The following is a 26,445-nucleotide window of genomic DNA, read 5'->3' on the forward strand; positions in this document are numbered from 1 at the left end:
GGGATACCGGGACTCCCGGTTGGCGGATTACCGGGCGGGGAGCTGGGCACAACGCTTGCAGGCTCGGCTTGTCCAGGACGTGAGGAGGGCTGAACCGGCGGCGTGCCCCGTTGCCGCGGGACTGGTGTCGATTTATCGTCCCAGCAGACTCGCGAGCAAGATCACAAAATGTGAAGGGGCCGCGGCCATGGTGGCGAAGAAGACCGCCGGATCGAGATCGGCGTCCGCAGAATCCACTGGGGCGACGGCCGGGGACGCGGCAGGCGAGCACGGAGCCGCCGCGGACGGGACCGTCGCCGGGAAACCCACCGCGAAGAAGGCCGCGGCGGCGAAGAAGGCAGCAGCCAAGAAGACCGCAGCCAAGAGGGCGCCCGCCAAGAAGGCGCCCGCGAAGAAGACCGCAGCCAAGAAGGCGGCTGCCAAGAAGACGGCCGCGAAGAAGGCCGCGTCCAGTACGTCACCGGGCCACCCGGCGCCGGACAGCACGGCCGCGACCGCGGCGCAGGGGGCGGCCGAGGCCGCGGAACAGACGGGAGCCAAGACGGTGGTTGCGAAGAAGAGCGCCGGCGGGAGCGCGGCGGCCGGCAAGCCCGCCCCCTCCGCCGTGCCCAAGGCCCGGGTCGCCGCGCCCGTGGCCCCGGGGGAGCTGCCCGTACGGCCCGGCGAGGACCCCTGGACCCCGGAGGAGGTCGCCGACGCCCGGGCCGAGCTGCAGAGCGAGGACCTGCGGCTGGGAGCCGAGATCGCGGCGGCGGAGACGGCTCTCGCCGGTCTGATGCGGGACTCCGGCGAGGGCGCGGGTGATGACCAGGCCGACACCGGCACCAAGAACATCACCCGGGAGAGCGAGCTGGCACTCGCGGCCAACGCCCGCGAGATGCTGGAGCAGACCGAGCGGGCGCTGGAGCGGCTCGACGCCGGGACGTACGGGCTCTGCGAGAACTGCGGCAAGCCGATCGGCAAGGCGCGCATGCAGGCATTCCCGCGCGCCACCCTCTGCGTCGAGTGCAAGCAGAAACAGGAACGCAGGTCCTGAGAGCTTCGGGGGCGGTGTGTCGTACCCTCGTCCTCAGTCAGGTACTAGGGCGAGGGAATCACGTGGCAGAGGCGGAGCGCATCATCGGTACGCCGGACATTCCCGAGTCGGCAGGGGACGCACCGGAGCAGCCGCCCGAGGAGGAGACCTCCGCGGTGGCCGCCCCCGGGGCGCATTCCGCGGACGGAGCGGCCGCCGACGGGCCGGCCGTGGACGAACCGGCCGCCGACGGGGAGAGCCCCGACGAGCGGCCCCGGGGCAAGCGCAGGCTCACGGTGCTCTTCGTCGTGGCCGTCCTCGCCTATCTGCTCGACCTGGTGAGCAAGACGATCGTGGTGGCCAAGCTGGAGCACCACGCCCCCGTCAAGGTGATCGGTGATCTGCTGCAGTTCGACGCGATCCGGAACGCGGGCGCCGCCTTCGGGCTCGGGTCGGCGTACACCGTGATCTTCACCATTGTCGCGGCGTCCGTGATCGTGGTCATCGTCCGGCTGGCCAGGAAGCTCTACAGCGCGCCCTGGGCGGTCGCGCTCGGTCTGCTGCTCGGTGGCGCGCTGGGCAATCTGACCGACCGGATCTTCCGCTCGCCCGGCGTCTTCCAGGGCGAGGTCGTCGACTTCATCAGGCCCGCGCACTTCGCGGTGTTCAACCTCGCCGACTCCGCGATCGTCTGCGGCGGCATCCTGATCGTGCTGCTGTCGTTCAAGGGCCTCGACCCCGACGGGACCGTCCACAAGGACTGACGGACCGGCGGGTCCTCCGGGCAAGGCATACTCGACGGGTGAGTACCGTTCCCGAGATCCGCACCCTGCCCGTTCCCGATGGCCTGGAGGGCGAGCGCGTCGACGCCGCCATCTCCCGCATGTTCGGGTTTTCCCGCACCAAGGCGGCCGACCTCGCCGCCTCGGGAAAGGTCCAGGTCGACGGGTCAGTGGTCGGGAAGTCCGAGCGGGTCCGGGGCGGCGCCTGGCTGGAGGTCGAGATGCCCGCGGCCGCCGCTCCCGTGCAGATCGTCGCCGAGCCCGTCGAGGGCATGGAGATCGTCCATGACGACGACGACATCGTGGTGATCCTCAAGCCCGTCGGTGTCGCCGCCCACCCCAGCCCCGGCTGGACCGGCACCACCGTCATCGGCGGCCTCGCCGCAGCCGGGTACCGCATCTCCACTTCGGGCGCGGCCGAGCGCCAGGGCATCGTGCACCGGCTGGACGTGGGGACGTCCGGGCTGATGGTGGTGGCCAAGTCGGAGCGCGCGTACACCCTGCTCAAGCAGCAGTTCCGGGAGCGCACGGTCGACAAGCGCTACCACGCGCTGGTGCAGGGCCACCCCGACCCGATGAGCGGGACGATCGACGCCCCCATCGGGCGCCACCCCAACCACGACTACAAGTGGGCCGTGACGGCCGAGGGCAAGCCGTCCGTCACGCACTACGACCTGATCGAGGCGTTCCGGGCGGCCTCGCTGCTCGACATCAAGCTGGAGACCGGGCGTACGCACCAGATCCGGGTGCACATGTCCGCCCACCGCCACCCCTGTGTGGGCGACATCACCTACGGCGCCGACCCGACCATGGCGAAGCGGCTCGGTCTGACGCGGCAGTGGCTGCACGCGATGAGCCTGGGCTTCGAGCACCCGTCGGACGGGCAGTGGGTCCAGTTCCGGAGCGAGTACCCGGAGGACCTGCGCCACGCGCTGGAGGCGATCCGGGCGGAGAGCGAGCAGCGGTGACCAGCGGGTACGAGGTGCGGGTGGTGGCCGACAAGGCCGGTCTCGACGCCTGCTTCGCCGTCCGCAGGGACGTCTTCGTGACCGAGCAGGGCGTGCCGCCCGAGCTGGAGTACGACGCGTACGACGCCCTCGGCGCGGCCACCGTGCATGTGCTGGCCGCCGGCGCGGACGGGCCGCTGGGGACCGGGCGGCTGCTGCTGCCCGCCGCCGGACCCGGGCGCGGGGTGGACGAGCCGGGCGTCGGCTCGCTCGGCCGGCTCGCCGTCGCCGCTGCCGCGCGGGGCAGGGGCGTGGGTGTCGCGCTGGTCCGGGCGATCGAGGACGCGGCCCGTGAGCGCGGGCTGACCGCGGTGGATCTGCACGCGCAGACCCATGCGCTGGGTTTCTACGAGCGGCTGGGGTACGTGGCGTACGGACCCGAGTTCCCGGATGCGGGCATCCCGCACCGGGCGATGCGCCGCACCGTCGGGGACAGCGCCGCGCATCGCACCGGCGCGGACAGCAAGTAAGGCGGACTGCGGGCAAGTCAGCGCCGGGCGAGGTGCAGCCCGGTCAGGACGGCAGCCCCCACGGCTCGGCCGGCCCGTTCGCCGGTACGTCCCTGGGCCCCCGGGACGCGTGGGCGCCGCGCGGGGTGACCACGGCCGTCGCGCCGCGCGGCAGCCGCACCGCGATCCGGCCGGGGCCCGTGCCGTGCCAGGACAGCGGACGACCGTGCTCGTCCCGTACGTCGACCGCGCCGGAGATCCCGTGGTCGAGCGTGAGCGGTTCGCCGGCCTCGCTCCGGATCCGTATCCAGCGGGTGGCGCCGCCCGCACGGTCCGCGTCCACCAGGAAGGCGCCCTCGGTGCGCAGGGAGGCGATCGACGCGTCCGCCCACCGCTCCGACACCGAGGGGAACACCTTCAGCACCCCGCCGTCGCCCTGCACCGCCATGTCCAGCATCGACTGGACCGCGGCCAGGGGGGATTCGAGTGCGAGGTTCTTGCCCTCGCGGTACATCGTGTTGGGCGTCATCCGACAGTCGGCGACGGTGTTCCCGTCGGTGAAGAAGGTCAGCTGGTCCAGCGCCTTCTCCGGCTCGCCCATCACCGAGTACATGGACGACGAGGTGGCGTAGCTGTAGCCGTGCCAGGCGCTCTGCATGCTCGTCCAGTGGGCCAGCGAGCGCCGCATCACATCCCGGTCGCCCTGCCTGTCCCACTTCCGCTCGCGCAGCGGATAGAGCCAGAGCAGATGGGAGTGGTGGCGGTGCGAGTCCGCCAGCGGCACGTCCTTGCCGATCATCACCCCGTCCGCCGGGTCCTCGGCGTACGGGGTGAGCCGCGCCGAGATGTCCCGCCACTGCCGGGCGCGGGGGTCGTCGACGCGCAGCAGCCGGGCCGAGTCGATGAGCGTACGGGCGCCCCAGCGGATCAGTGAGAGGTCGTAGGTGCAGTCCGCCGCGTTGGCGTACTCGGGGGAGCGGGTGGTCAGCAGGTGCAGCTTGCCGTCGCCGCCCTCGTGCAGGAAGTTGGCGTAGAAGTTGATGGCTTTCGCGAGGATCGGATACACCACGTCACGCAGGGTGGCGAGGTCCATCGAGTGCCGGTACGAGAGCCAGACGTTGTGCAGCGCCCAGGTGAGATTGCCGAAGTTGTCGGAGATGTGGTCGGAGCCGGGGACCCCGACGTCGTACGTGTCGCCCGCCCGCAGCTGCCAGTCGGACGGGTGGCCGAGCGCGTAGTTGTGGCCGTCGCGGTAGGCGGCAGGAACGGACGTCGGCAGGTTCTTCTCGAAACGGCGGAACGCCCGGGTCACCGAGTCCAGTTCGGGGTGGTTGGTGCCGTTGACCGCGGGCATCCCGATCTGGACGTTGAGGTTCCACCACACCGCCGTCCAGCTGTTGCCGACCTCCGGGTACCAGGGCCCCCACTCGGACAGGGTCGGGCCCTGGGCGCGGGTGGTCGAGGCCATCTTGTAGAGCTGGAGGACGTAGAACGCCTGGAGCCGCTTGTCCGGTACGGAGAGGAAGCTGCGCCGGTAGTAGGCGTGCCACCACTCGCGGTGCCGGGCGACCAGCCGGTCGGGGCCGGTGGCCAGCGCGCGGTCCACCGCCGCCACGGCGTCCGCGGTCGCCTGCCGCACATCGCCGGGGAAGCGGTAGACCAGTTGCGCGGCCAGCAGCCGCCCCGTCCCCTCGCGCTGCTCCCGCCAGGCCGTCGTCCAGCCGCCGCCCGCCAGCAGCGGCTGTTCGACGAAGCCGGCGCCGACCCGCGGGTCCGGATTGGGCGTGTAGTCGGCCGGCTTGTCGATGAGCCGGGTACTGGCGGCCTGGAGCCACTGGAAGGCCCAGGCGGCGGACTCCTCGCCCGCGCTCGGCCGGGTCGAGACCAGCAGCGCGCCCGAGTCGTTCTGGACGAGCGCGGAGAAGGCCAGGGAGCCGCGGGTGGTGGTGAGCGTGCCGCGCAGCTCCGCGTCGTACGGATCGAGCGTCCAGTCGACCGCGGTGATCTCCCCGGCCAGGGTGAGCGTGAAGTACCCGACGGGCAGCCGGGAGTAGCCGGTGCCGCCGCGCCACTGGCCGCGCTGGTCCTGCACCTGGGTGTGGCTGATCATCAGCTTCAGCGTGTTCGCGGACGCGCCCCGGTAGAGCTGTGCGCCGAGGTAACCGTTGGCGAGGAACGGGGCGTCCTGCCAGCCGGTGGGCAGCCGACGCCACTTCATGGCGGCGGCGCGGACCGTCCGTTCGTACACGTCGGGGCCGTGCGACCCGGGCCGGCCGTCGGCCGGGGCCGCCCAGGCGGTGCGGGACCCGGCCAGCCAGAGGGCGGCGGTCGCGCCCGCCGCCGTACCGGCGAAGTGTCTGCGGGAGAGCTCATGCACGGTGGAGGCTCCTGTTCGGTACGGGGGTGCGGTCCGGGGCGCCCCCGAGCGGGGCGCGGCGCGTGGTGACGCGCCTCATGAGGCGAGCAGTTTCCGGCAGGCGTCGACGGACGGGCCCATGCCGTGGTCGGGGTCGGCGCCGTACACCCCGTTCGCGTCCTTCTGGCCGAAGCCCAGCGGCTGGTAGAGCGTGGCGCAGGACGGCTCGCGGTCGGCGAGCCGCTGCCAGGAGGCCCAGGCGCTGTCGTACGCCCGCAGATGGGCGGCCATCAGGTGGCTCCGCTCGCCCGCGTAGGCACGCAGCATCACCTGCCAGCCGTGGTGGATGACCGAGTACAGATGCAGGCCGTAGCGGGACGAGACGCGCAGGAATGCGCGGTCGGCCCGGTCGCGCAGCGGAAGCCGCCCGGAGAGCGCGCTGATCTCCTGCCAGATCCGGGCCGCCTGCGCCTTCTCCGCCAGGATCCGCTCGACGCTGCCCGCCGCGACGATCGCCCGGTAGTCGTCGGTGAGGTCCTTGTCGGAGCCGCCGAGGTACTGGTCGCGGGTCCAGGTCAGCCGCTTGACCTGGGTGAGCGCGCTGTAGTGGCCGCGCAGGGTGCCGGCCGCGGAGAGCAGCGCCAGCCGGTGGAAGCTGTCGACGGCGCTGCCGGACAGCCCGGCGCGGTGGGCGTACGCGCGGAAGGCGCCCGCCTCGCCGAGCCCGGTGTCACGGGTCCAGCGGGCCACCACCCACATGTTCAGGTCGCACCAGAGCTCGTTGGTGATGTACGGGCCGCGCCAGCCACCGCCGCGCGACCAGGTCCACACCCCGGCGAACAGCGGGTTGCCCGCGAGATCCGCGAGACCCTGCGGGCCGGGCAGACCGGCGTACTCCTCGAAGCCGTTGATGACGCCGTCACCGATGTAGTCCGGGCAGGCGCCCTTCGCCTCGTACTCGCGGGCGCACTCCACTTCGGCGATCTGCCGGTGGTTCCCGATGCCCAGGGTCGGGTTGAAGGCGACGGTCCGCCAGAAGTCGACCGCCGTGTGCTTCACCGAGAACAGCAGGTTCCGGTGCGGCTCGATCGCGTCGGTGACGGTGCGGTAGAACGCCGGGTCGTTGGTGAGCGGGTCGCCGCCGGTGGACCAGGTGCGGTAGAAGAGCCGCTTCCCCGCGCGGACGCACACCTCGTCGCGCAGCAGACCGATCAGCAGGTGGTGGCTGTCCTTCCCTTCGGTGATCGGGTTGTTGCCCGTGTGGTACGGCACGTTCTGCAGATAGGTCTCACCGGTCCGGATGACCAGACCGTCGATGCCGGGGAAGCGGGCGAAGACCTCACGGAGCATCAGCCGGTGGATCTCCAGGGTGCGCGGGCGGTGCAGGCTGATCCGGCCCTGGTCGTCCAGGACCTCGTCGCCGTACAGCTCGACCAGCCGTTTCGGCAGCACGATGATGTCGGTGAAGAAGTACGAGTCGATGCCCGCGGCGTGCGCGCGCCGGATGTGCTCGTCGATGCCCCTGGCGTTCTCCTCGACCCAGGCACGCGCCTCGGACCCCGCCGGAAAGATCCGATCGTCGACGGTGTCGAAGGTGACTCCGGTGTGCGGCGGGCGGAACTCGTTGATGACCTGGCCGTCATATCCGTACGAGGCAAGGGTGCGCGGGTCGTTGTAGCGGGACTCGGTCATCGGCTCGCCCGGGTTCGCCTGGACCATGTCCATGAGGAAGGGCAGCCGCCTGCCGGGGGAGTGGGCGGGCGGCCGGGCCGGTGCGGTGGAGGCGTACGCGTGCGGGGCGGCGCCGAGGGCGAGCAGCGCGCCCGCACCGGTCGCCGCGGCGCCCAGGACTGCTCTCCTGGACGGCGGTTGATGCGCGGAGGGCATATGAGCTCCAGTCAGGTATGTGTCGACAGTTCTCGTCCCTGAATCCATGCACCCTGCATAGTGCCCGCGCCTCAACCGGACGGGAAGACCTCGCGCACCATAGACATCGGATGAAAGATGGAGTGCGGCCAAGGCGGAGGCGGAGCAGGCGGGGCTATTGGGCTGATACGCACGTATTGCATGGCACGCTTGAGCCACTGACCGTCAAGGTTTCGGCAGCGATGCCGACGGAGATTCCGACAGCCCCGGAGGGCAACCCGTGGACCAATTGGCACTGCTGCTCCTGCTGTTGATCGGGGCGGTGGTCTCCGTACCGATCGGTGAGCGGCTCGGGCTGCCCGCCCCGGTCCTGATGACGCTCCTCGGGATCTGCCTCGCCCTGCTGCCCTTCGTGCCGAATGTCGACATCCCCTCGGGCTTCATCCTTCCGCTGGTGCTGCCGCCGCTGCTGTACGCGGCCGTACAGCGCACCTCCTGGCGGCAGTTCACGGCCAACTTCCGGCCGATCCTGCTGCTCGCCGTCGCGCTGGTCTTCGTGACGACGGCCGCGGTGGCCGCGGTCGCGAGCGCGATGGTGCCGGGCCTGCCGATCGCCGCGGCCGTCGCGCTGGGCGCGCTGGTGGCGCCGCCCGACCCGGTGGCGGCGACCGCCGTCGCCGGCGCGCTCGGGCTGCCCCGCCGGCTCGTCTCGATCCTGGAGGGCGAAGGGCTGTTCAACGACGTGACAGCGATCGTGCTCTACCACGTGGCGATCGCCGCCGCCGTCACCGGAACCTTCTCCTGGCCGGTCGCGGCGGGCCAGTTGGTGCTCTCCGCCGTGGTGGCCCTGGTGGTGGGACTCGCCCTCGGCTGGCTCACCAACAAGCTGATGGGGCTGCTGGGCGACACCACCCTGCAGATCGGTCTGACCCTGCTGGTGCCCTTCCTCAGCTATGTGCTGGCCGAGGAGTTGATGGGGTCGGGCGTGCTGGCGGTGCTCACCTCCGCGCTGTTCCTCGCCGAACACACCGCCGACGCCGACGACGTACGCGGCCGGCTGGAGGGCAACGCCTTCTGGGAGATCGTCGACACCCTCGTCACCGGGGTGACCTTCGGTCTCATCGGGCTCGAACTGCATGTGGTGTTCGGCACCGCGAACGGGCATCTGGCCGAGATGATCGGCTGGGGCGCGGCAGCCGTGGGAGTCGTCGTCGCACTGCGCCTGGTGTGGCTGCTGCCCGCCACCTGGCTCGCGAAGAGACTGCACACCCTGCGGGACTACGACGAGGACATCCCCACCAGCTGGCGCGAGACCATCGTCATGTGGTGGGCCGGGATGCGCGGGGTCGCCTCGGTCGCGCTGGCCCTCGCCATCCCGATGACCAAGGACGACGGCAGCCCCTTCCCGGCGCGCAGCGAGATCATCTTCATCGCCTTCGCCGTGGTCATGGTCACCCTGGTCTTCCAGGGGCTGACCCTGCCCTGGCTGGTGAAGAAACTGGGCGTCCGCTCGGACGCCGGCGCCGAGCGCGAACTCGAACGGAGCCTGGCGGTACGGGCGGCCAAGGCCGCCAGACACCGGCTCAAGGAGATCCAGGACGTCGAGGAGCTGCCCGAGGAGGTCATGGAACGGCTGGCCCGCGGCGCCTTCGAGATCGGCGTCAGGATCAGCCCCGGGATGGTCGACGAGGAGCGGCACGCCGCGTATCTGAAGCGGGCCGAGCGGGTCAGGACCACCCAGCGGATCCAGCGGGAGATGATGTCGGCGGCCCGTCACGAAGTGCTCTCCGCGCGCAACGAACCCGGCGCCGACCCGGAGATCGTCGACCGGGTGCTGCGCCACCTGGACGTGCGCAGCCTGCGGTAACGCGCGTCACTGCGGCGGCCCCGGCCGTCAGCTCCTGGTCAGCCCCGGCCGGTCCTGGGAGCGGGGTCGTGCTTGAACAGATCCGGTCCCCAGTGGTTCTTCGCCAGCTCGGCCGGTGCGGTCGCGACCTTGGGCAGGGCGTACGGGTGCTCGTCACGCAGCCAGGCGATCAGCTGCTCCCGTACGGCACACCGCACGGTCCAGATGTCGTCCGAGTCCTTCGCGGTGACCACGGCCCGCACCTGGATGGTGCTCGGAGTGGTGTCCGTGACGGCGAGCGACCAGTTCCTGCCGTCCCACGACGGGATCTCGCTCAGGATCTCCCGCAGCTTCTCGCGCATCTGCGGGACCGGCGTCGAGTGGTCGAGCTGGAAGAAGACGGTGCCGGACATCTGGGCACCGCCGCGCGACCAGTTCTCGAAGGGCTTGCTGGTGAAGTACGACACCGGCATGGTGATCCGGCGCTCGTCCCAGGTGCGCACCGCGAGGAAGGTCAGCGTGATCTCCTCGACGGTGCCCCACTCGCCGTCCACGACCACCGTGTCCCCGATGCGGACCATGTCGCCGAAGGCGATCTGCAGCCCGGCGAACAGGTTGCCCAGAGTGGACTGGGCGGCGACACCGGCGACGATGCCGAGGAGCCCGGCGGAGGCCAGCAGCGAGGTGCCCGCGGTACGCATCGTGGGGAAGGTCAGCAGCATCGCCGATGCGGCCACCGTCCCGACGATCGCCGTCACCACCCGCTGGATGAGCGTGACCTGGGTACGGACCCGGCGGAGCCTGGCCTGGTCGTGGGTGGTCGCCGCGTAACGGGCGTACGAGGAGTCGACGATCGCCGTGGCGATCCGCAGGGCCAGCCAGGCCGTGAAGCCGATCAGGACCAGGGTGAGGAACTGCCCGATCCCGGTGGAGTGGTGCTGCACCGGCTTGAACCGCACCTGCTGGTAACTGCCGCGCAGCAGCCCGGTGATCAGGACCGACTGCAGCGGTACCCGGCAGCGCCGCAGCAGGCCCCAGAGGGGGGTCTCGTGGTGGCGCTCGTCGGTTCGCTTGAGCGCGCGGTCGACCAGCCAGCCCACCGCGAGCGTCAGCAGCACCGAGCCGCCGATGACGATCAGGGGACGCAGTACGGTCTCCATGCTTCCGGCCGAAGCTGGCACCATGGCCACGTGAACATCATCCTTTTCCATTCGACGTACGGTTTGCGGCCTGCCGTCCGTGCGGCGGCCGACCGGCTGCGTGCGGCCGGTCATCAGGTGTTGGTGCCCGATCTTTTCGACGGTAAGACTTTCGGGACCGTCGAGGAAGGCATGGCCTTCAAGGAGGAGCTCGGCTCCGAAGAGCTGCTGAAGCGCGCCGTGACGGCCGCCGCTCCCCACTCGGACGAGGGCCTGGTCTACGCCGGGTTCTCGCTCGGCGGCTCCCTCGCGCAGAATCTTGCCATCGCGGACGAGAAGGCCCGCGGACTGCTGCTTCTGCACGGGACGTCGGACATCGCCGACGACGCGTCGGTGGACGAGCTGCCCGTACAGCTGCATGTCGCCGACCCCGACCCGTTCGAGCCGCACGACTGGCTGAACGCCTGGTATCTGCGGATGCAGCGGATCGGGGCCGATGTGGAGGTGCACCACTACGCGGGCGCGGGCCACCTCTACACCGACCCCGAGCTGCCCGACTACGACGCCGAGGCGGCCGAGCGGACCTGGCGGGTCGCACTCGGCTTCCTCGAAACGCTCTAGGGTCTTCCGCTGGATCAGGCCGGATCGGGCCGGATCAGGCCTTGAGGGCCTTGTCCAGCGCGGTGTTGAAGTTCGCGACGCTCATGGGGGCGTTGTCACTGCCCGGGGTGGTCAGCTTCTTGCCGTCCATCTTGAGGGTGGGCGTCCCCGTGACACCGCTCTTGTCGAACTTCGCGGACATCTTCATCGCCCACGCGTCATAGGTGCCGTCGGTGACGGCCTTCTGGAAGGCCTTGTTGTCCTTCAGTTCCGGCACGGTCTGCGCGATCTTGATGAGATACGAGTCGTCCTTGAACGTGTCCGTGGTCTCATCGGGGTGCCACTTCGCGGAGTACATCGCGGTCTTGTAGTGCTCGAACGCGGTGGGGCTCACATTGAGCGCGGCGCCCAGAGCGCTCAGACCGTTCTTCGAGCCCTCGCCGCCGTTGTTGTCGATGAACGTGGCACCGATGTACTGGATCTTGAACTTGCCCGCGTCGAGGTCCTTCTGCACCGTCGCGCCGACCGTCTGGTCGAACGTCGCGCAGATCGGGCAGCGCGGGTCCTCGTACATCTGGAGCGTCTTCTTGGCCGACGCCTTGCCGACGACGACCGTGGTGCCGTCCGTGCCCGTGGTGTTCTTCGGCGCGACGACCTTGGCGCTCTTCGCCGCCTCCCAGCCGGAGGGCTTGTTCAGCTGCATGACGCCGTAACCGACGCCCGCGGCGATCGCGAGGACGACGATGATGGAACCGCCGACGAAGAGCTGCCGACGGGTCTTGTCCTTCTTCGCCTGGCGCTCGCGCTCGGCGCGCAGCCGCTCGCGGGCCGCTGCTTTGTTGGTCTGGTTGTTGCGTGCACTCATGGTGGGGTTCTCCGTGTGGTACGTGGTCGGGGCAGGGCGGAACTGCGTACTCAGCTCAGGACGGGAGCCGGGTACGGAGGTCCGCGCAGTCCCACGGAGTGCACGAGGAGCAGGGTGCGCGAGGTGCGCGGGCGGTGCGCGGGGAGTGCCCCGTCCCGCACGGCGGTGCGGGCCGCTCCGACGACGGCCACCGCGACGAGCAGCGGCCGGAAGGCGAGGGCGCCGACCGAGCGGGCCACCGAGGCCAGCGCGCTCTCGCCGCGCCGCAGCCAGAGCGCGGCCAGCAGCCCGACCGCGACATGAGCGCCGAGCAGCAGCCAGGGCAGCGCCGGAGCCTGCGAGTCGAGCAGCGCCACCGCGTCCTTGCCGGGGCCGGTCACGGCGGCCAGCGGGGTGCCGACCTGGCCGCCGCAGAGCACATCCACCCCGACCGAGCGCAGGGCGCCCGCGACGGGGCCGCCCGACGGGCCGTAACAGACATGCTGGCCGGTGGTGAAGACGGTGTCGGCGGCGAGTTCGAGCGGAATGAGGACGCCCGCTATCGCCCCGAAACCGCGCTCGCGGCCGGCCAGCGCGAAGGCCACGGTGAAGACGGCGGCGGCGAGCGCCGCCACCGTGACCGGCGGCAGCGGGACCTGTGAGAGGAGCACATGGGACGCAGTGGAGAGGGTCACGACCAGCGCTGTGAAAAGCGCCGCGCGAACCGCTCTGAGCTGTGTCCCTGATATGTCCATCGGCCCCGAGTGTGCCATGGGCGCAGGTAAGAGACCCTTAAAGGTTCCTGAGTCTAGAGACCGGGGATCCGGCCATTGCGGAACAATTCCACGAAAATCGCGTGGTCACGCCGGGTCTGCGCCCCGTACGCGTGCGCGAAGTCCACCAGCATCTTGGCGAAGCCGTCCTCGTCGGCCGCGATGGCCGCGTCGATGGCGCGCTCCGTCGAGAACGGCACCAGCGAGTGGCCGCTCTCGTCGTCCGCCGCCGCGTGCATGGTGGCCGTGGCCCGGCCGAGGTCGGCGACGACCGCCGCGATCTCCTCGGGGTCGTCCAGGTCCGACCAGTCGAGATCCACCGCGTACGGCGAGACCTCGGCCACCAGCTGCCCGGCGCCGTCCAGCTCGGTCCAGCCGAGCCACGGGTCGGCGTGCGCCTGCAGGGCGCGCTGCGAGATCACCGTGCGATGGCCCTCGTGCTGGAAGTACCCGCGGACCGCCGGGTCAGTGATGTGCCGGGAGACCGCCGGGGTCTGGCTCTGCTTCATGTAGATGATCACGTCGTTCTCCAGGGCGTCGCTGTGGCCCTCCAGGAGAATGTTGTACGAGGGCAGCCCGGCCGAGCCGATCCCGATGCCCTTGCGGCCCACGACGTCCTTCACCCGGTACGAGTCGGGGCGGCCCAGGCTCTCCTCCGGCAGCGTCTCCAGATAGCCGTCGAAGGCGGCGAGGATCTTGTACCGCGACGCCGCGTCGAGCTCCACCGTGCTGCTGTCGGTGGTGAAGCGCCGCTCGTGGTCGCGGATCTCCGTCATGGAGCCGAGGAGCGCGAATCTGGTGCGCGACCTGGCCGCGCGCAGCACGCCGAGCAGCGGCCCCTCGGCGGTGTCCAGCGTGAACGGAGGCACGTCGTCGTCCCGGGCGCCGGACGCCAGGACCCGGATCCGCTCGCGGTAGGCGGCCGCATAGGTCTCCACCAGACCGGTGATCTGGTCGTCGCTGAGCGCCTTGGCGTGGCCGAGCAGCGCCAGCGAGGCCGCGAAGCGCTGGACGTCCCAGGTGAAGGGGCCCACATAGGCCTCGTCGAAGTCGTTCACATTGAAGATCAGCCGGCCGTTGGCGTCCAGGTAGGTGCCGAAGTTCTCCGCGTGCAGATCGCCGTGCACCCAGACCCGGCCGGTCCGCTCGTCCAGATACGGTCCGCCCTCCGCGCTCCCGCCCAGGTCCTCGTAGAAGAGGCAGGCCGCGCCCCGGTAGAAGGCGAAGGCCGAGGCCGCCATCTTCCGGAACTTGACCCGGAAAGCAGCCGGATCGGCGGCCAGGAGCTCGCCGAACGCGGTGCCGAAAACGGCGAGAATCTGCTCGCCGCGCTCCTCGGAGCTGGGCTGCGGGACCGACATCGCGGGTGCCTCCAGGTGCATCACATAAGGGACAGCTGTTCCAACGGGCTCAACGCACGGAGCCACCCGGGAGTGCCCCGCGACTGTCGGTGGGCCGACGTAGACTTCGTCGCTGTTCCCCCACTCGTCCCAGGAGGCACCCCCGTGACCAAGCCGCCTTTCACGCACCTTCACGTCCACACGCAGTACTCGATGCTGGACGGTGCCGCGCGGCTCAAGGACATGTTCAACGCCTGCAATGAGATGGGCATGTCGCATATCGCGATGTCCGACCACGGGAACCTGCACGGGGCGTACGACTTCTTCCATTCGGCGAAGAAGGCGGGTGTGACGCCGATCATCGGTATCGAGGCGTATGTCGCTCCGGAGTCGCGGCGGAACAAGCGGAAGGTCAAGTGGGGCCAGCCGCATCAGAAGCGCGACGACGTGTCCGGTTCGGGTGGTTATACGCATAAGACGATCTGGGCGGCGAACAGTACGGGTCTGCACAACCTGTTCAAGCTGTCGTCGGACGCGTACGCCGAGGGCTGGCTGCAGAAGTGGCCGCGGATGGACAAGGAGACGATCTCCCAGTGGTCCGAGGGCCTGATCGCCTCGACCGGCTGTCCGTCGGGTGAGGTGCAGACCCGGTTGCGGCTGGGGCAGTTCGACGAGGCGATGCAGGCGGCCTCCGACTACAAGGACATCTTCGGTGAGGGCCGGTACTTCCTGGAGCTGATGGACCACGGCATCGAGATCGAACGCCGGGTCCGCGACGGCCTGGTGGAGATCGGCCAGAAGCTCGGCATCCCGCCGCTGGTGACGAACGACTCGCACTACACCTACGCGCACGAGGCGAGCGCGCACGACGCCCTGCTCTGCATCCAGACCGGCAAGAACCTCTCGGACCCGGACCGCTTCCGCTTCGACGGCACCGGCTACTACCTCAAGACGACCGACGAGATGTACGCCATCGACTCCTCGGACGCCTGGCAGCAGGGGTGCGCCAACACCCTGCTGGTCGCGGAGCAGATCGACACCTCGGGCATGTTCGAGAAGCGCGACCTGATGCCGAAGTTCGACATCCCGGACGGCTACACCGAGATCACCTGGTTCCAGGAAGAGGTCCGGGTCGGCATGGAGCGCCGGTATCCGGGGGGTGTCCCCGAGGACCGCCAGAAGCAGGCGGCGTACGAGATGGACATCATCATCCAGATGGGGTTCCCGGGGTACTTCCTGGTGGTGGCCGACTTCATCATGTGGGCGAAGAACAACGGCATCGCGGTCGGCCCCGGGCGTGGTTCGGCGGCCGGCTCGATCGTCTCGTACGCGATGGGGATCACCGACCTCGACCCGATCACGCACGGGCTGATCTTCGAGCGGTTCCTCAACCCCGAGCGTGTCTCGATGCCCGATGTCGACATCGACTTCGACGAGCGCAGGCGCGTCGAGGTGATCCGGTACGTGACGGAGAAGTACGGCGCCGACAAGGTCGCCATGATCGGCACGTACGGAAAGATCAAGGCCAAGAACGCGATCAAGGACTCCGCGCGCGTGCTCGGCTATCCGTACGCGATGGGTGACCGCCTCACCAAGGCGATGCCCGCCGACGTCCTGGGCAAGGGGATCGACCTCAGCGGTATCACCGACCCCAAGCACCCGCGGTACAGCGAGGCGGGCGAGATCCGGGGGATGTACGAGAACGAACCGGACGTCAAGAAGGTCATCGACACCGCCACCGGCGTCGAGGGCCTGGTCCGGCAGATGGGTGTGCACGCGGCCGGCGTGATCATGTCCAGCGAGCCCATCGTCGACCACGCCCCGGTCTGGGTCAGGCACACGGACAACGTCACCATCACGCAGTGGGACTACCCGCAGTGCGAGTCGCTCGGCCTGCTGAAGATGGACTTCCTGGGCCTGCGCAACCTGACGATCATGGACGACGCCGTCAAGATGGTGAAGGCCAACAAGGGCATCGACCTGGAGATGCTGTCCCTCCCGCTGGACGACCCCAAGACCTTCGAACTGCTCTGCCGCGGTGACACGCTCGGCGTCTTCCAGTTCGACGGCGGCCCGATGCGCTCCCTGCTGCGCCAGATGCAGCCCGACAACTTCGAGGACATTTCCGCCGTCTCGGCCCTGTACCGGCCGGGCCCGATGGGCATGAACTCGCACACGAACTACGCGGAGCGCAAGAACAACCGCCAGGAGATCACCCCGATCCACCCGGAGCTGGAGGAGCCCCTCAAGGAGGTCCTCGGCCTCACCTACGGCCTGATCGTGTACCAGGAGCAGGTGCAGAAGGCCGCCCAGATCGTCGCCGGTTACTCGCTCGGCGAGGCCGACATCCTGCGCCGTGTGATGGGCAAGAAGAAGGCCGACGAACTGGCCAAGAACTTCGTGCTCTTCGAGGCCGGGGCCAAGAAGGAGGGCTTCTCGGACGCGGCGATCAAGGCACTCTGGGACGTCCTGGTGCCGTTCGCCGGATACGCGTTCAACAAGGCGCACTCCTCCGCGTACGGCCTGGTCACCTACTGGACCGCCTACCTCAAGGCCAACTACCCGGCCGAGTACATGGCGGCGCTGCTCACCTCGGTGCGCGACGACAAGGACAAGTCGGCGATCTACCTCAACGAGTGCCGCCGCATGGGCATCAAGGTGCTGCCGCCCAATGTGAACGAGTCCGAGTCCAACTTCGCCGCCCAGGGCGACGACGTGATCCTCTTCGGCCTCTCCGCGGTGCGCAACGTCGGTACGAACGTGGTGGAGTCGATCATCCGCTCCCGCAAGGCCAAGGGGAAGTACAGCTCCTTCCCCGACTACCTCGACAAGGTCGAGGCCGTGGCCTGCAACAAGCGCACCACCGAATCGCTCATCAAGGCGGGTGCCTTCGACGAGATGGGACACACCCGCAAGGGCCTCACCGCGCACTTCGAGCCGATGATCGACAACGTGGTCGCGGTCAAGCGCAAGGAGGCCGAGGGGCAGTTCGACCTCTTCGGCGGCGGCGAGGAGGACAGCTCCGAGCCGGGCTTCGGGCTCGACGTGGAGTTCTCCGACATCGAGTGGGAGAAGTCGTATCTGCTCGCGCAGGAGCGGGAGATGCTCGGTCTCTACGTCTCCGACCACCCGCTCTTCGGGCTTGAACACGTGCTCTCGGACAAGAGCGACGCCGCCATCGCCCAGCTGACCGGTGGGGAGCACTCGGACGGCGCGGTCGTCACCATCGGCGGCATCATCTCCGGCCTCCAGCGCAAGATGACCAAGCAGGGCAACGCCTGGGCCATCGCCACCGTCGAGGACCTCGCGGGCACCATCGAGTGCATGTTCTTCCCGGCCACTTACCAGCTGGTGTCGACCCAGCTGGTCGAGGACACCGTGGTGTTCGTCAAGGGCCGGCTCGACAAGCGCGAGGACATCCCGCGCCTCGTCGCGATGGAGATGCAGGTCCCCGACCTGTCGTCCGCCGGGACCAACGCCCCGGTGACGATCACCATCCCCACCGTGAAGGTCACCCCGCCGATGGTCAGCAGGCTCGGTGAGATCCTCTCCCACCACCGGGGCAACTCCGAGGTGCGGATCAAGCTTCAGGGCTCCCGCAAGACCACGGTGCTCCGGCTCGACCGGCACCGGGTGCAGCCCGACCCGGCACTCTTCGGCGATCTGAAGGTGCTGCTGGGCGCGGCCTGCCTGGCGGGCTGAGCCGCTTGAGGGGCGCGCCGTGCACGGCGCGCCCCTCGAACATCATTACGGCGAAGATCAGTTGTGGCCGAAGCGCTTCTGGTGCTTACGTGCGACATCTGACGGGCTGCCCTGCGGCATCGACTGCGGCTGGGACTCATTCTGCGACTCGAACGAGCTGGACCGGGCGTCCTCGCCGCTGCGTTCGGCGGCGGACGAGCGGTCCTGCTGACTGCCGTGCTTATGGCGGTTCTTGTGCTTGGCCATGGTGATGCCTCCTTGAGGGGGACTAGGGGCCAGGGCCGCGACCAGATTCACATATCGCACAGACTGCCGCATTTTGGATCATTACCGTGCGTAATGAGGGCTTGTCCCGCGTTACTTCGGACCAACTTCGCGCTACGCCACGCCGATGATCGAGTTCCGGCCGTTAACCCTCGTACGGTCGGGCAGACTCGAAGGAAACCCGAAGTACTTCCCCTTCTCCCGAGGTACCCGAAAGAGGGTGGATCGCGTGGACCGCTGCGTCGTCCTGGTGGACGCCGGATACCTGCTGGGAGCCGCCGCGAGTCTTCTCGCGGGAGAACCTGCCCGCTCCCGCATCACTGTCGACCACGCGGCGCTCATCCAGGGCCTGCGCGAGCGAGCCGAGGACGACACGGAGCAGCCGCTGCTGCGGATCTACTGGTTCGACGGCGCCCCCGACCGGGTGCCGCAGCCCGAACACCGCAGGCTGCGGGTGATGCCGCGGGTGACCGTCCGGCTGGGCGCACTGACGAGGAGCGACGGCCGCTGGGCGCAGAAGGGCGTCGACGCCGCCATGCACGCGGAACTCACCGAACTGGCCAGAAATCGCGCCTGTTCGGACATCGTGCTGGTCACCGGCGACGGAGATCTGCTGCCCGGCCTGATGTCCGCGAAGGAGCACGGCGTGGCCGTGCACCTGTGGGCGGTGCAGGCGGCCGACGGGGACTACAACCAGTCCGAGGACCTGGTGGCCGAGGCCGATGAGCGCCGGGTGCTGGACCGGACCTGGATCACCAAGGCCGTACGGGCCAAGGAGACCGGCGGGGCCTGCGCACCGGCGTCCGCGCCCCGCCCGGAGATCGCCGCGATCCTCTCCGCCCCGCTCCCGGAGTCGGCGCTCGCCGCGTCGGCCGAGCGGGCGGCGCAGGCCGCCGCCGTGCACAACGTCGCGACGGCGGGCCCGGCCACCGAGCAGCCCACCGACGAGGAACGGGCGCACGCGGCGGCGGCCAGGGGAGGTGTCCCCACCCCCAAGGACCTCGCGGGCCTGCGCGGCCCCGGAGCGCAGCCCGCCGCCCAGCACCCGGCGAACGCGACGCTGCGCTGGTCGTCCGAGCGCGGCTGGATCGAGCGCCCCGGCGGCCAGGCCGGTGAACCGGCGGAGACCGCGTCCCTGCCGACGCTCGCCCAGGTCACCACGGCGGAGCAGCGGTGGGCGGACCGCGAGGAGGACATCACCACGGTCGGCGGTGACCCCTTCGAGGTGGGGCAGGTCTTCGCCAGGCGGTGGATGGAGCGGCTGCCGGACCCCGGCCATGTGCAGAAGCTGTCGGCGATGTACCCGCGGATCCCGCACCGGATCGACGGTGAGCTGCTGCGGTACGCGGCCCGGTTCGGGCTGCTCGCCCACAAGGACGACCAGATCGACGAGCACGACCGGTACGCGATCAGGGCCGGGTTCTGGCGGGAGATCGACGTACGGGCCGCGGAGCACGCGCCCGCGGGGGAGCAGACCGGGCGCTGACGTGTGCCGACGGCCGTCACCGGGAGCGGGCGCGACCGGCCCCGGCGCCCTTCCGGGCTGCCCAACCCCGTAGGCTCGTCCCTCGTGAGTACGGGCAATGTGTGCGTGGTGCGCGAGCTGGTGAAGACGTACCCGGCCGCGCGCGGCAGACGGGGGGCTCCCGCCACGCCCGAGGTGCGGGCCACCGACGGGATCTCCCTGACCGTGCGCCGCGGCGAGATCTTCGGGCTGCTCGGACCCAACGGCGCGGGCAAGTCCACCCTCGTACGCCAGCTCACCGGGCTGATGCGGCCCGATTCCGGCCACGTCGAAGTGCTCGGCCACGATCTCGTACGCCATCCCGAACGCGCCGCGCGGCTGCTCGGCTATCTGGGCCAGGAGTCCACCGCGCTCGACGAACTGACCGTCGCCCTCGCGGCGGAGACCACCGGCCGGCTGCGCGGTCTCTCCGTGCCGGACGCGCGCCGGGAACGGGACGCCGTACTGGAGGAACTGGGGATCACCGAGCTCGCCGGGCGGCCGCTCAAGAAGCTCTCCGGCGGCCAGCGGCGGCTCGCCTGTTTCGCCGCCACGCTCGTCGGGGACCGCTCGCTGCTCGTCCTGGACGAGCCCACCACCGGGATGGACCCCGTCGCACGGCGCGCCGTGTGGGCCGCGGTCGACCGGCGGCGGGCCGAGCGCGGCGTGACCGTCCTGCTGGTCACCCACAACGTCATCGAGGCCGAGACCGTGCTGGACCGGGTCGCCGTCATCGAACGCGGCCGGGTGATCGCCTGCGACACCCCGGCCGGGCTGAAGGCCCAGGTCGCGGGCGAGGTCCGGGTCGAGCTGGTCTGGCGGGAACGGGCGCCGCTGGACATCCCGGAGGTCGCAGCGCTCCGCGAGTCCGCGCAGGAGTCCGGGCGCCGCTGGGTGCTGCGGCTGGCACCCGACGAGGCACGGGCCGCCGTCGCCACGGTGACCGGCGGGCCCGCCTTCAGCGCACTCGACGACTTCACGCTGTCCACACCGAGCCTGGAGGACGTGTACATGGCGCTGGGCGGCCGTACGAAGGGGCTGGTGAAGGCGTGACCGCAGTGGTCTCCGCGCAGTCCCAGCCGAATCCGGAGATCCCGCCGCGCGGCGAGACCCTCCCCCCTGGCGGCTCCGGCGCCCGGGGCGGCCTGCCCGGTGCCGCCGGCGCGGCCACCGGGGCCGAGCCGCTCGCGCCGCGCGCCCGGCTGCTGCCGGCGCTCGCCGCGGTCTACCGGGCCCAGCTGTCACGGGCCCGGGTGGCGCGCATCCCGCTGCTCTTCGTGGCGACGTTCCAGTCCGTCGGGATCATGATCCTGATGCGCGGGGTCGTCGACGGCGGCGACGAGGCCCGCGCCGTGGTGGCGGGCTCGACCGTCCTGGTCGTGGCGTTCGTCGCGCTCAATCTGCTCGCGCAGTACTTCGGTCAGCTGCGTGCCAGCGGTGGACTCGACCACTACGCCACCCTGCCGGTGCCGCCCGCGTCCGTGGTGCTGGGGACCGCCGGGGCGTACGCCTCCTTCACGGTGCCCGGCACGGTCGTCACCGCCGTCGCAGGGTCCGTGCTCTTCCAGCTGCCGCTGGCGCATCTGTGGGTGCTCGCCGCCGTCGTCCCGCTCGCCGGGGCGGCGCTCGCCGGGCTTGGCGCCGCGCTCGGACTGCTCGCGCCGCGCCAGGAACTCGCCACCCTGCTCGGGCAGCTCGGGATGTCCGCCGCGCTGCTCCTCGGCGTGCTCCCGGCAGACCGGCTGCCGGGGCCGATCGCGTACGCCCGCGACCTGCTGCCGTCCACCTACGGGGTGGAGGCGCTGGCCCGTACCTTCGGCGACCACCCGGACTGGCCGGCGGTCGGCGCCGACCTCGCTGTGTGCGCCGCGGTCGGAGTGGTCTCGCTGGCCGTGGCCACCTGGGCCTACCGGCGGGCGGCGGTCCGGTGAGGCGGCACACAGGGCAGCCTGGCACGATGGCAGAGTGACCGCGCCACTGACACCTCCGCACCAGCCCCCGAACGACGACCCCTGGCAGAAGGGTCCTTCGGGAGCCACCCCCTGGCCGGGTCCGGAGCAGGCAGGTGACGACGACGGCCCGGGACTGCGGGCCGAGCTGGTGCAGGCCGCCGTCGTGGCGGTCGTGCTGGCGGTCCTGGGCGTGCTGCTCGGCCTGCTGTGGATGTGGCTCGCGCCGCGCGTTCCGCTGATCTCCGACGGCAAGGCCGTCTACCTCAAGGACTCGGAGGGTGAGCAGGCGATCGGCGGGGACGGCACGTTCGCGCTGCTCGGCCTGGCGTTCGGCGTGGTGAGCGCGGCCGCCGTCTTCCTCTTCCGCAGGCGCGGCGGGGTGCCGCTGGTCATCGCCCTCGCCGTCGGCGGCCTGCTCGGCTCGCTGCTCGCCTGGCGCGTCGGGATCTGGCTCGGCCCGTCGCAGGACGTGGTCGCGGCCGCGAAGCACGCGGGCAAGGGCGTCACCTTCGACGCACCGCTGAAACTGGCCGCGAAGGGCGCACTGCTCGCGTGGCCGGTGGCGGCGATGATCGTGCACCTGGGGGTGACCGCGGTGTTCGGACCGCGGGACCCCGAGCCGGAGTGGACCCCGCCGTCCCCGCCCGCCACGCTGCCTCCGCTGTCGTACGAGGACCCCGCTCCGGAGCCGGGCGAAAGGCGTTAGTGCCGCGGCACTAGACCGCCGGGTCGTACGGGCGGCCCGCCCGCCCCACCACGGCCAGCAGCGCCCCGGTGAGCCCGGCCAGGTCCGCAGGGGACAGCTCCACCTCAAGCCCCCTGCGCCCCGCCGATACGCAGATGGTCCCGTGCTCCGACGCCGATGCGTCAAGGACCGTGCGGAGGCGCTTGCGCTGGCCCAGCGGGGAGATGCCGCCGAGCACGTACCCCGTGGTGCGTTCCGCCACGGCCGGGTCCGCCATCGTGGCGCGCTTGCCGCCCACCGCTGCGGCCAGGGCCTTGAGGTCCAGGCTGCCTGCGACCGGGACGACGGCCACGGTCAGTTCGCCGTCCACATCGGCCACCAGCGTCTTGAATACCCGGTCGGGGGTGACCCCGAGCGCTTCGGCGGCCTCCCCGCCGTAGGAGGCGGCGGCCGGGTCGTGTTCGTACGTGTGCAGCGTGTACGCCGTGCCTGCCGCGGCCAGCGCCGCCGTGGCCGGCGTGCCCCCCGACTGCTTCTTCTTCGCCTTCTTCGCCACGTGCGCGCTCCTCGGGTCAGTTGAGGTGGGTCGGGGCCCGGGTCAGGTCCGTGGCGGGCAGCGACGGCAGATGCCGGATCACCGCGGTCTCCGACCGCAGCAGCTTCAGCTCCTCGCGCAGCCGGGTCGCGATGTCCGGCGCTTCGAGCAGTTTCTGCTTGGCGGGCACGTCCAGCACGGCGGCCGCCGCGACCAGGTACGAGACCACCGAGGGCTCGTCGGGAAGCTCGGCCCCCGTGGTGAGCGAGCGTTCGCGTGCACCGGCCAGCCGCTTCTGATAGGCGCGGAAGGCGCGCAGCACACCCTCAGCGAGGGCGCCCGCGTCGTCCCCGGCGTCCTCGGGCAGTTCCTCGACCTCGGCGGTCAGATACGGGCCGCTCGCGTCCAGCGAGTGGATCCGCACCCGCGCCGTGCCGGTGGCGAGCACCTCGAAGCTGCCGTCGTCGCGCTCACGGATCGTGGCCGCGTCGGCGATGCAGCCGATGTGGTGCAGGGCGGTGGCCGGGTCGTCGCCGAACCCGGCGGCCGGGCCAGGCTCGGGCAGTGCGGCGCGGCCGGGCAGCCCTGGCAGCGTGGGCGCCACCTCGGAACCGTCGCGGATGGCGACGACGGCGAAGCGCCGTGGCTCGGCCTCGTCGTCCACCTTGAGCAGGTCGCGCATCATGGCGCGATAACGCTCCTCGAAGATGTTCAGAGGCAGCACGAGGCCCGGGAACAGCACCGAGTTCAGCGGGAAGAGAGGGAGGCGCGCGGTGGTCACAGCGGTCAAGCGTAATGGCCGCGGCCACGGGCGCGCCCCGTCCTGTCCCGCCGCGCACCCCCGGGAGCGGCCAGCAGGCGTGCCGCGCCGCGCAGTTCGAGGAACCGGCCCAGCGGGTCGTCACTCAGCCGGGCCCACGGGAACGAGGTCACGTCCGGGCCGATCAGCCGGAACTGCTCCACAGCTTCGGCCCACCTCTCCCGGCTGACCAGCACGTACACCAGCAGATTCCGGATCTCCGCGAGCAGCGCGTCGCCCGGCCGGTACCCGGCGGACAGCGCGACGGCGCGGTCGGCCGCCCCGTCGATCCGCTCGCGGACGGCGGCCGGCTGCCCGCCGCCGACGAGGTACGCGAAAGCCGCCCGTACCGGCAGCGCCCGCACCAGCGATCCGGGCGGTGCGTCGTCCGCGGCCTGCTCCGCGAAGTCGAAGCACTCGCGGTGCGAGCCGTGCCACTGCACCGACAGATAGCGCAGGGCGGCCACATGGCAGCCGTAGTGCCACGGGGAGCGGCGCAGCGCCTGCTCCCAGAGGGTCTCGAAGTCGGTGTGCGTGGCGTGCACTCCGCGCGCGTGGTCCAGAGCGATGCGCCACGGCACCGGGTCCCGGGGATCACCGTCGGCCGCCGCCTCGACCAGCGGGCCGATCTCCCGCAGCAGTTCGGCCCGGGCGGGGGAGTCCCAGGCCCTGAGGACCGCGAGGCCGGCCGCGAGGAGCAGCGCGTCCGGGTCGTGCGGCGAGGCCGCGAGCCAGCCGGAGAGCCATTCGTCCCTGCTGAGGGCGAAGGCGGCGAGCCGGGTGAGGTAGCGGTCGCGGTGCTCCCAGCCGGATGTCGCCCGTGTGGCGGCCAGCAGTGCGGCCGCCGGCCCGTGGTCCCCCTCGGCCGCCGCGACGAGCACGGGCGCCAGCCGGGCGTCGGGGACGTCGAGCAGCACCTCTTCGTCGCGGTGGCCGCCCGGCCCGTCGGCGGGCCGGTGCGGCGGGCGGCGCCCCGTTCCGGTCAGGGAGCGCAGGGAGCGCAGGGGCATGGCGCGGAGGGAGGGCAGAGAAGTAATGAGGGACATGGTGCGGACCATTGAAAACCGCAGGTGAGGAGGGCGCCAGGGGCAGGACGTGAAGCTTTCGTATCGGGGTGATGGTTGTACGCGGGGTGGTCAAGGAGCGGTAAAGAGGTAGGGGGAGCGGTAAAGAGGTAAGGGGGCGGACCGGACTTCCCGGACGCGGACTCACCCACCCCGCCCCGCAGGACCCACCCACCGCACGACGCACCCACCGCACGACGCACCCACCGCACGGCACCCGCCCACCGCACGGCACACCCACCGCACGACGCACCCACCGCACGGCACACCCACCGCACCCGGCCCGTCAGCTCCGGCGCAGCAGGCGGGTGGCGCCCGTCGCGACCGTCGTGGCCAGGATCCAGCCGAGCACGATCAGCGCGGCGGCCGCCCACTGCCAGCCGCCGCACAGCTTCCAGTAGCCGTCCTGCCCGAGGTTGACCACCGGGATCAGCAGATCCAGTGCGTAGAGCGCCGCGTTCCACTGCGGATGCCCGTCCCGGCTCATCGGCTCCGGGTGGTAGCGCGAGAACGCGACCGTTCCCGCCGCCCACAGCACCGCCATCCAGAGCGCGGCCCGCCCCGGCCGGTAGCCGTACGCCACCGTCCAGTCCTGGAGGTACCCCCACACCTTGGCGGCCAGCGGCAGCGTCTCGCGCCGTCTGCGCTGCTTCGCGAGCAGCACCTCGCGGGCGTCCGCGTCCTCGCCGCTGTTGCGCAGCACCGACGCCAGCCGTTCGTACGGCTCCGGCGCGTACTCCGGAGTCGCCGCCGTCACCCACTCCAGCCGCTGCTCCAGCGGGAATCGGCCGACCGGGATGAGGTTCTCGTAGCTGAAGCCGCCCATCGCCAGACCGCCGGGACCCGGCCAACTGGTCGACATATCGACCAGGTTGACCACCTTGGCGCCCGAGAGCACCACCCGGCCCTGCTCGGGGCGGTCCCCGAGGAAGCGCAGTTCGGGGGTCTGGATACGGCGCAGTGACAGCTCCTGGTCGCTATGCATACGGAACTTCGCACTCCGCAGGTCGAGGGCGTCCCCGAACCGCCCGTCGTCAAGCCGTATCCCGCCGACGCACTCGAACGGCTGGATCCTCGTCCCGTACGGCGGGGTCGGCCCGGTGCCGTACGGGGGAGTGGTGCCGCCGCCGTCCGGTGTCACCCCGGCCGCCGACAGATAGAGCGTGCGCTCCACCGAGAGCTGCGGTGCGTTCAGCGCCCGCCGTCCGTCCGGATTGAGCAGCCGGCTGCCGTTGAAGCTCAGCGAGACCCCGATCCGCGCCGAGCGCAGACTCACCTCGCCGTGCGACTCGATCATCTCGGCCTGCAGATCCTGCGCCACGTACAGCCCGTCGGCCGCGATGGAGCGGCCCTTGCGGTCCGGGTGCACCACCATCATGTTGATCAGCAGATCCGTGCCGATCTGCGCGTCGGTCAGCCGGATGCCGCCCGCCACCCGGCAGCGCGGCAGATGCAGATCGCCCTCGCTGTGCAGCCGGGCCGCCTCAAGACGCGGCATCGCGCAGCCGACCATCCGGACCGTGGTCACCCGGCACTCCGGCAGCAGCACCTCGTCCTCGAACCGGCAGCCGGTCAGCTCCACGTACGGAGTGACCGTGCCGCCCGCGAGATCCAGCGCGCCGGTGATCTGCACCCCGGTCAGCTTGAGCGAGGCGACCCGGCCCGCCAGCGCCGGCGGCCCGCTGAGCAGCAGCAGGGCCACCACGCGCGCACGGACCGTGCGCTCGGGGCCCCAGGTGCGGGCCGAGAGCGGATTGTCCATGACCGGGTTACGGGTGCGCAGATCGTAGGTGCTGCCGTTGCGGAAGGCCTCCCACATGCCCAGCTCGGCGCCGGTCAGCCAGTTGGGCGCATGCTCGTCGTGCTGCGCCTCTGTCACTGCCGCCCCTCCCTGCCCACGAGTGATGGAGTGAACGCTAGCGG

The 26,445-nt window shown here is 70.9% G+C and carries 22 protein-coding genes; 11 read left to right on the plus strand and 11 right to left on the minus strand.

Going from position 1 to position 26,445, the window contains the following annotated elements:
• Positions 1-187: 187 nt before the first annotated feature.
• From OG385_RS25305 to OG385_RS25320, 4 genes are all read left to right on the plus strand, one after another.
• Complete coding sequence (locus OG385_RS25305) at positions 188-1,036, plus strand: TraR/DksA family transcriptional regulator (RefSeq protein ID WP_266857935.1); 849 nt, start codon at positions 188-190, stop codon at positions 1,034-1,036.
• Positions 1,037-1,098: 62 nt separating this feature from the next.
• Complete coding sequence (gene lspA, locus OG385_RS25310) at positions 1,099-1,779, plus strand: signal peptidase II (RefSeq protein WP_266857937.1); 681 nt, start codon at positions 1,099-1,101, stop codon at positions 1,777-1,779.
• A gap of 38 nt (positions 1,780-1,817) precedes the next feature.
• Positions 1,818-2,765, plus strand: a complete 948-nt coding sequence (locus OG385_RS25315) for an RluA family pseudouridine synthase (RefSeq protein WP_266857939.1) — start codon at positions 1,818-1,820, stop codon at positions 2,763-2,765.
• Positions 2,762-3,274 (plus strand): GNAT family N-acetyltransferase, encoded by a 513-nt coding sequence (locus OG385_RS25320; RefSeq protein WP_266857941.1) that lies wholly within the window; start codon positions 2,762-2,764, stop codon positions 3,272-3,274. Before OG385_RS25315 ends, OG385_RS25320 begins: the two co-directional genes overlap by 4 nt.
• 43 nt (positions 3,275-3,317) lie before the next feature.
• Here OG385_RS25320 and OG385_RS25325 read toward each other — a convergent pair whose 3' ends face one another.
• Both OG385_RS25325 and OG385_RS25330 read right to left on the minus strand, forming a co-directional pair.
• The gene (locus tag OG385_RS25325; RefSeq protein ID WP_323183849.1) at positions 3,318-5,630 is read right to left on the minus strand and encodes a hypothetical protein; all 2,313 of its coding nucleotides are present in this window, start codon (positions 5,628-5,630) and stop codon (positions 3,318-3,320) included.
• Between the two features lie 75 nt (positions 5,631-5,705).
• On the minus strand, positions 5,706-7,496 hold the full coding sequence (locus OG385_RS25330) for a hypothetical protein (RefSeq protein WP_266857943.1): 1,791 nt from the start codon (positions 7,494-7,496) through the stop codon (positions 5,706-5,708).
• Between the two features lie 259 nt (positions 7,497-7,755).
• Between OG385_RS25330 and OG385_RS25335 the strand changes: the two genes are divergently transcribed.
• The gene (locus OG385_RS25335; RefSeq protein WP_266857945.1) at positions 7,756-9,342 is read left to right on the plus strand and encodes a Na+/H+ antiporter; all 1,587 of its coding nucleotides are present in this window, start codon (positions 7,756-7,758) and stop codon (positions 9,340-9,342) included.
• Positions 9,343-9,380: 38 nt separating this feature from the next.
• On the opposite strand, the gene OG385_RS25340 is transcribed toward OG385_RS25335, so the two are convergent.
• Positions 9,381-10,481: a mechanosensitive ion channel family protein gene (locus OG385_RS25340; RefSeq protein WP_266861152.1), complete on the minus strand. Its 1,101-nt coding sequence runs from the start codon at positions 10,479-10,481 to the stop codon at positions 9,381-9,383.
• A gap of 30 nt (positions 10,482-10,511) precedes the next feature.
• Between OG385_RS25340 and OG385_RS25345 the strand changes: the two genes are divergently transcribed.
• The gene (locus OG385_RS25345) at positions 10,512-11,081 is read left to right on the plus strand and encodes a dienelactone hydrolase family protein (protein WP_266857947.1); all 570 of its coding nucleotides are present in this window, start codon (positions 10,512-10,514) and stop codon (positions 11,079-11,081) included.
• Positions 11,082-11,115: 34 nt separating this feature from the next.
• Here the strand turns inward: OG385_RS25345 and OG385_RS25350 are convergent, their stop codons facing one another.
• Genes OG385_RS25350 through OG385_RS25360 form a run of 3 tightly spaced genes read right to left on the minus strand, consistent with a single transcriptional unit; the run spans position 11,116 to position 14,038 of the window.
• Positions 11,116-11,925, minus strand: a complete 810-nt coding sequence (locus OG385_RS25350) for a thioredoxin domain-containing protein (RefSeq protein WP_266857949.1) — start codon at positions 11,923-11,925, stop codon at positions 11,116-11,118.
• Positions 11,926-11,975: 50 nt separating this feature from the next.
• Positions 11,976-12,659 (minus strand): hypothetical protein, encoded by a 684-nt coding sequence (locus tag OG385_RS25355; RefSeq protein ID WP_266857951.1) that lies wholly within the window; start codon positions 12,657-12,659, stop codon positions 11,976-11,978.
• Positions 12,660-12,712: 53 nt separating this feature from the next.
• Positions 12,713-14,038 (minus strand): DUF2252 domain-containing protein, encoded by a 1,326-nt coding sequence (locus OG385_RS25360; RefSeq protein ID WP_266861153.1) that lies wholly within the window; start codon positions 14,036-14,038, stop codon positions 12,713-12,715.
• Between the two features lie 144 nt (positions 14,039-14,182).
• Between OG385_RS25360 and dnaE the strand changes: the two genes are divergently transcribed.
• Entirely contained in the window at positions 14,183-17,719 is a 3,537-nt protein-coding gene (gene dnaE / locus OG385_RS25365) for a DNA polymerase III subunit alpha (RefSeq protein WP_266857953.1), read from the plus strand.
• A 57-nt stretch (positions 17,720-17,776) separates the two neighbouring features.
• On the opposite strand, the gene OG385_RS25370 is transcribed toward dnaE, so the two are convergent.
• On the minus strand, positions 17,777-17,965 hold the full coding sequence (locus tag OG385_RS25370) for a hypothetical protein (protein WP_266857955.1): 189 nt from the start codon (positions 17,963-17,965) through the stop codon (positions 17,777-17,779).
• Between the two features lie 238 nt (positions 17,966-18,203).
• Between OG385_RS25370 and OG385_RS25375 the strand changes: the two genes are divergently transcribed.
• The 4 genes from OG385_RS25375 to OG385_RS25390 all read left to right on the plus strand — a co-directional run bounded on the left by OG385_RS25375 (position 18,204) and on the right by OG385_RS25390 (position 22,145).
• Positions 18,204-19,469, plus strand: coding sequence for an NYN domain-containing protein (locus OG385_RS25375; protein ID WP_266857957.1), 1,266 nt, complete (start codon positions 18,204-18,206; stop codon positions 19,467-19,469).
• A gap of 99 nt (positions 19,470-19,568) precedes the next feature.
• Entirely contained in the window at positions 19,569-20,540 is a 972-nt protein-coding gene (locus OG385_RS25380; protein ID WP_266861155.1) for an ABC transporter ATP-binding protein, read from the plus strand.
• 92 nt (positions 20,541-20,632) lie between these two features.
• Entirely contained in the window at positions 20,633-21,418 is a 786-nt protein-coding gene (locus tag OG385_RS25385; protein ID WP_266861156.1) for an ABC transporter permease, read from the plus strand.
• Positions 21,419-21,452: 34 nt separating this feature from the next.
• Positions 21,453-22,145: a hypothetical protein gene (locus tag OG385_RS25390; RefSeq protein WP_266857959.1), complete on the plus strand. Its 693-nt coding sequence runs from the start codon at positions 21,453-21,455 to the stop codon at positions 22,143-22,145.
• A 10-nt stretch (positions 22,146-22,155) separates the two neighbouring features.
• Here OG385_RS25390 and ybaK read toward each other — a convergent pair whose 3' ends face one another.
• The 4 genes from ybaK to OG385_RS25410 all read right to left on the minus strand — a co-directional run bounded on the left by ybaK (position 22,156) and on the right by OG385_RS25410 (position 26,401).
• A complete protein-coding gene (ybaK, locus tag OG385_RS25395; protein ID WP_266857961.1) occupies positions 22,156-22,680 on the minus strand; it encodes a Cys-tRNA(Pro) deacylase in 525 nt (174 codons plus the stop codon).
• Between the two features lie 16 nt (positions 22,681-22,696).
• Positions 22,697-23,440: an LON peptidase substrate-binding domain-containing protein gene (locus OG385_RS25400; RefSeq protein ID WP_266857962.1), complete on the minus strand. Its 744-nt coding sequence runs from the start codon at positions 23,438-23,440 to the stop codon at positions 22,697-22,699.
• Positions 23,441-23,445: 5 nt separating this feature from the next.
• The gene (locus tag OG385_RS25405; RefSeq protein ID WP_266857963.1) at positions 23,446-24,504 is read right to left on the minus strand and encodes a hypothetical protein; all 1,059 of its coding nucleotides are present in this window, start codon (positions 24,502-24,504) and stop codon (positions 23,446-23,448) included.
• 304 nt (positions 24,505-24,808) lie between these two features.
• Positions 24,809-26,401, minus strand: coding sequence for an oxidoreductase (locus OG385_RS25410; RefSeq protein WP_266857964.1), 1,593 nt, complete (start codon positions 26,399-26,401; stop codon positions 24,809-24,811).
• Between the last annotated feature and the right edge of the window lie 44 nt (positions 26,402-26,445).

Origin of the sequence: Streptomyces sp. NBC_01306, from assembly GCF_026340465.1 — a bacterium.
Classification (GTDB): domain Bacteria; phylum Actinomycetota; class Actinomycetes; order Streptomycetales; family Streptomycetaceae; genus Streptomyces.

Excerpts from the sequence above, each read along its gene's own strand:
- OG385_RS25350 (WP_266857949.1), bottom strand. The coding sequence starts at position 11,925 with ATGAGTGCACGCAACAACCAGACCAACAAAGCAGCGGCCCGCGAGCGG.
- OG385_RS25370 (WP_266857955.1), bottom strand. The coding sequence starts at position 17,965 with ATGGCCAAGCACAAGAACCGCCATAAGCACGGCAGTCAGCAGGACCGC.
- OG385_RS25305 (WP_266857935.1), top strand. The coding sequence starts at position 188 with ATGGTGGCGAAGAAGACCGCCGGATCGAGATCGGCGTCCGCAGAATCC.
- OG385_RS25405 (WP_266857963.1), bottom strand. The coding sequence starts at position 24,504 with ATGTCCCTCATTACTTCTCTGCCCTCCCTCCGCGCCATGCCCCTGCGC.
- OG385_RS25355 (WP_266857951.1), bottom strand. The coding sequence starts at position 12,659 with ATGGACATATCAGGGACACAGCTCAGAGCGGTTCGCGCGGCGCTTTTC.
- OG385_RS25340 (WP_266861152.1), bottom strand. The coding sequence starts at position 10,481 with ATGGAGACCGTACTGCGTCCCCTGATCGTCATCGGCGGCTCGGTGCTG.
- OG385_RS25360 (WP_266861153.1), bottom strand. The coding sequence starts at position 14,038 with ATGTCGGTCCCGCAGCCCAGCTCCGAGGAGCGCGGCGAGCAGATTCTC.
- OG385_RS25330 (WP_266857943.1), bottom strand. The coding sequence starts at position 7,496 with ATGCCCTCCGCGCATCAACCGCCGTCCAGGAGAGCAGTCCTGGGCGCC.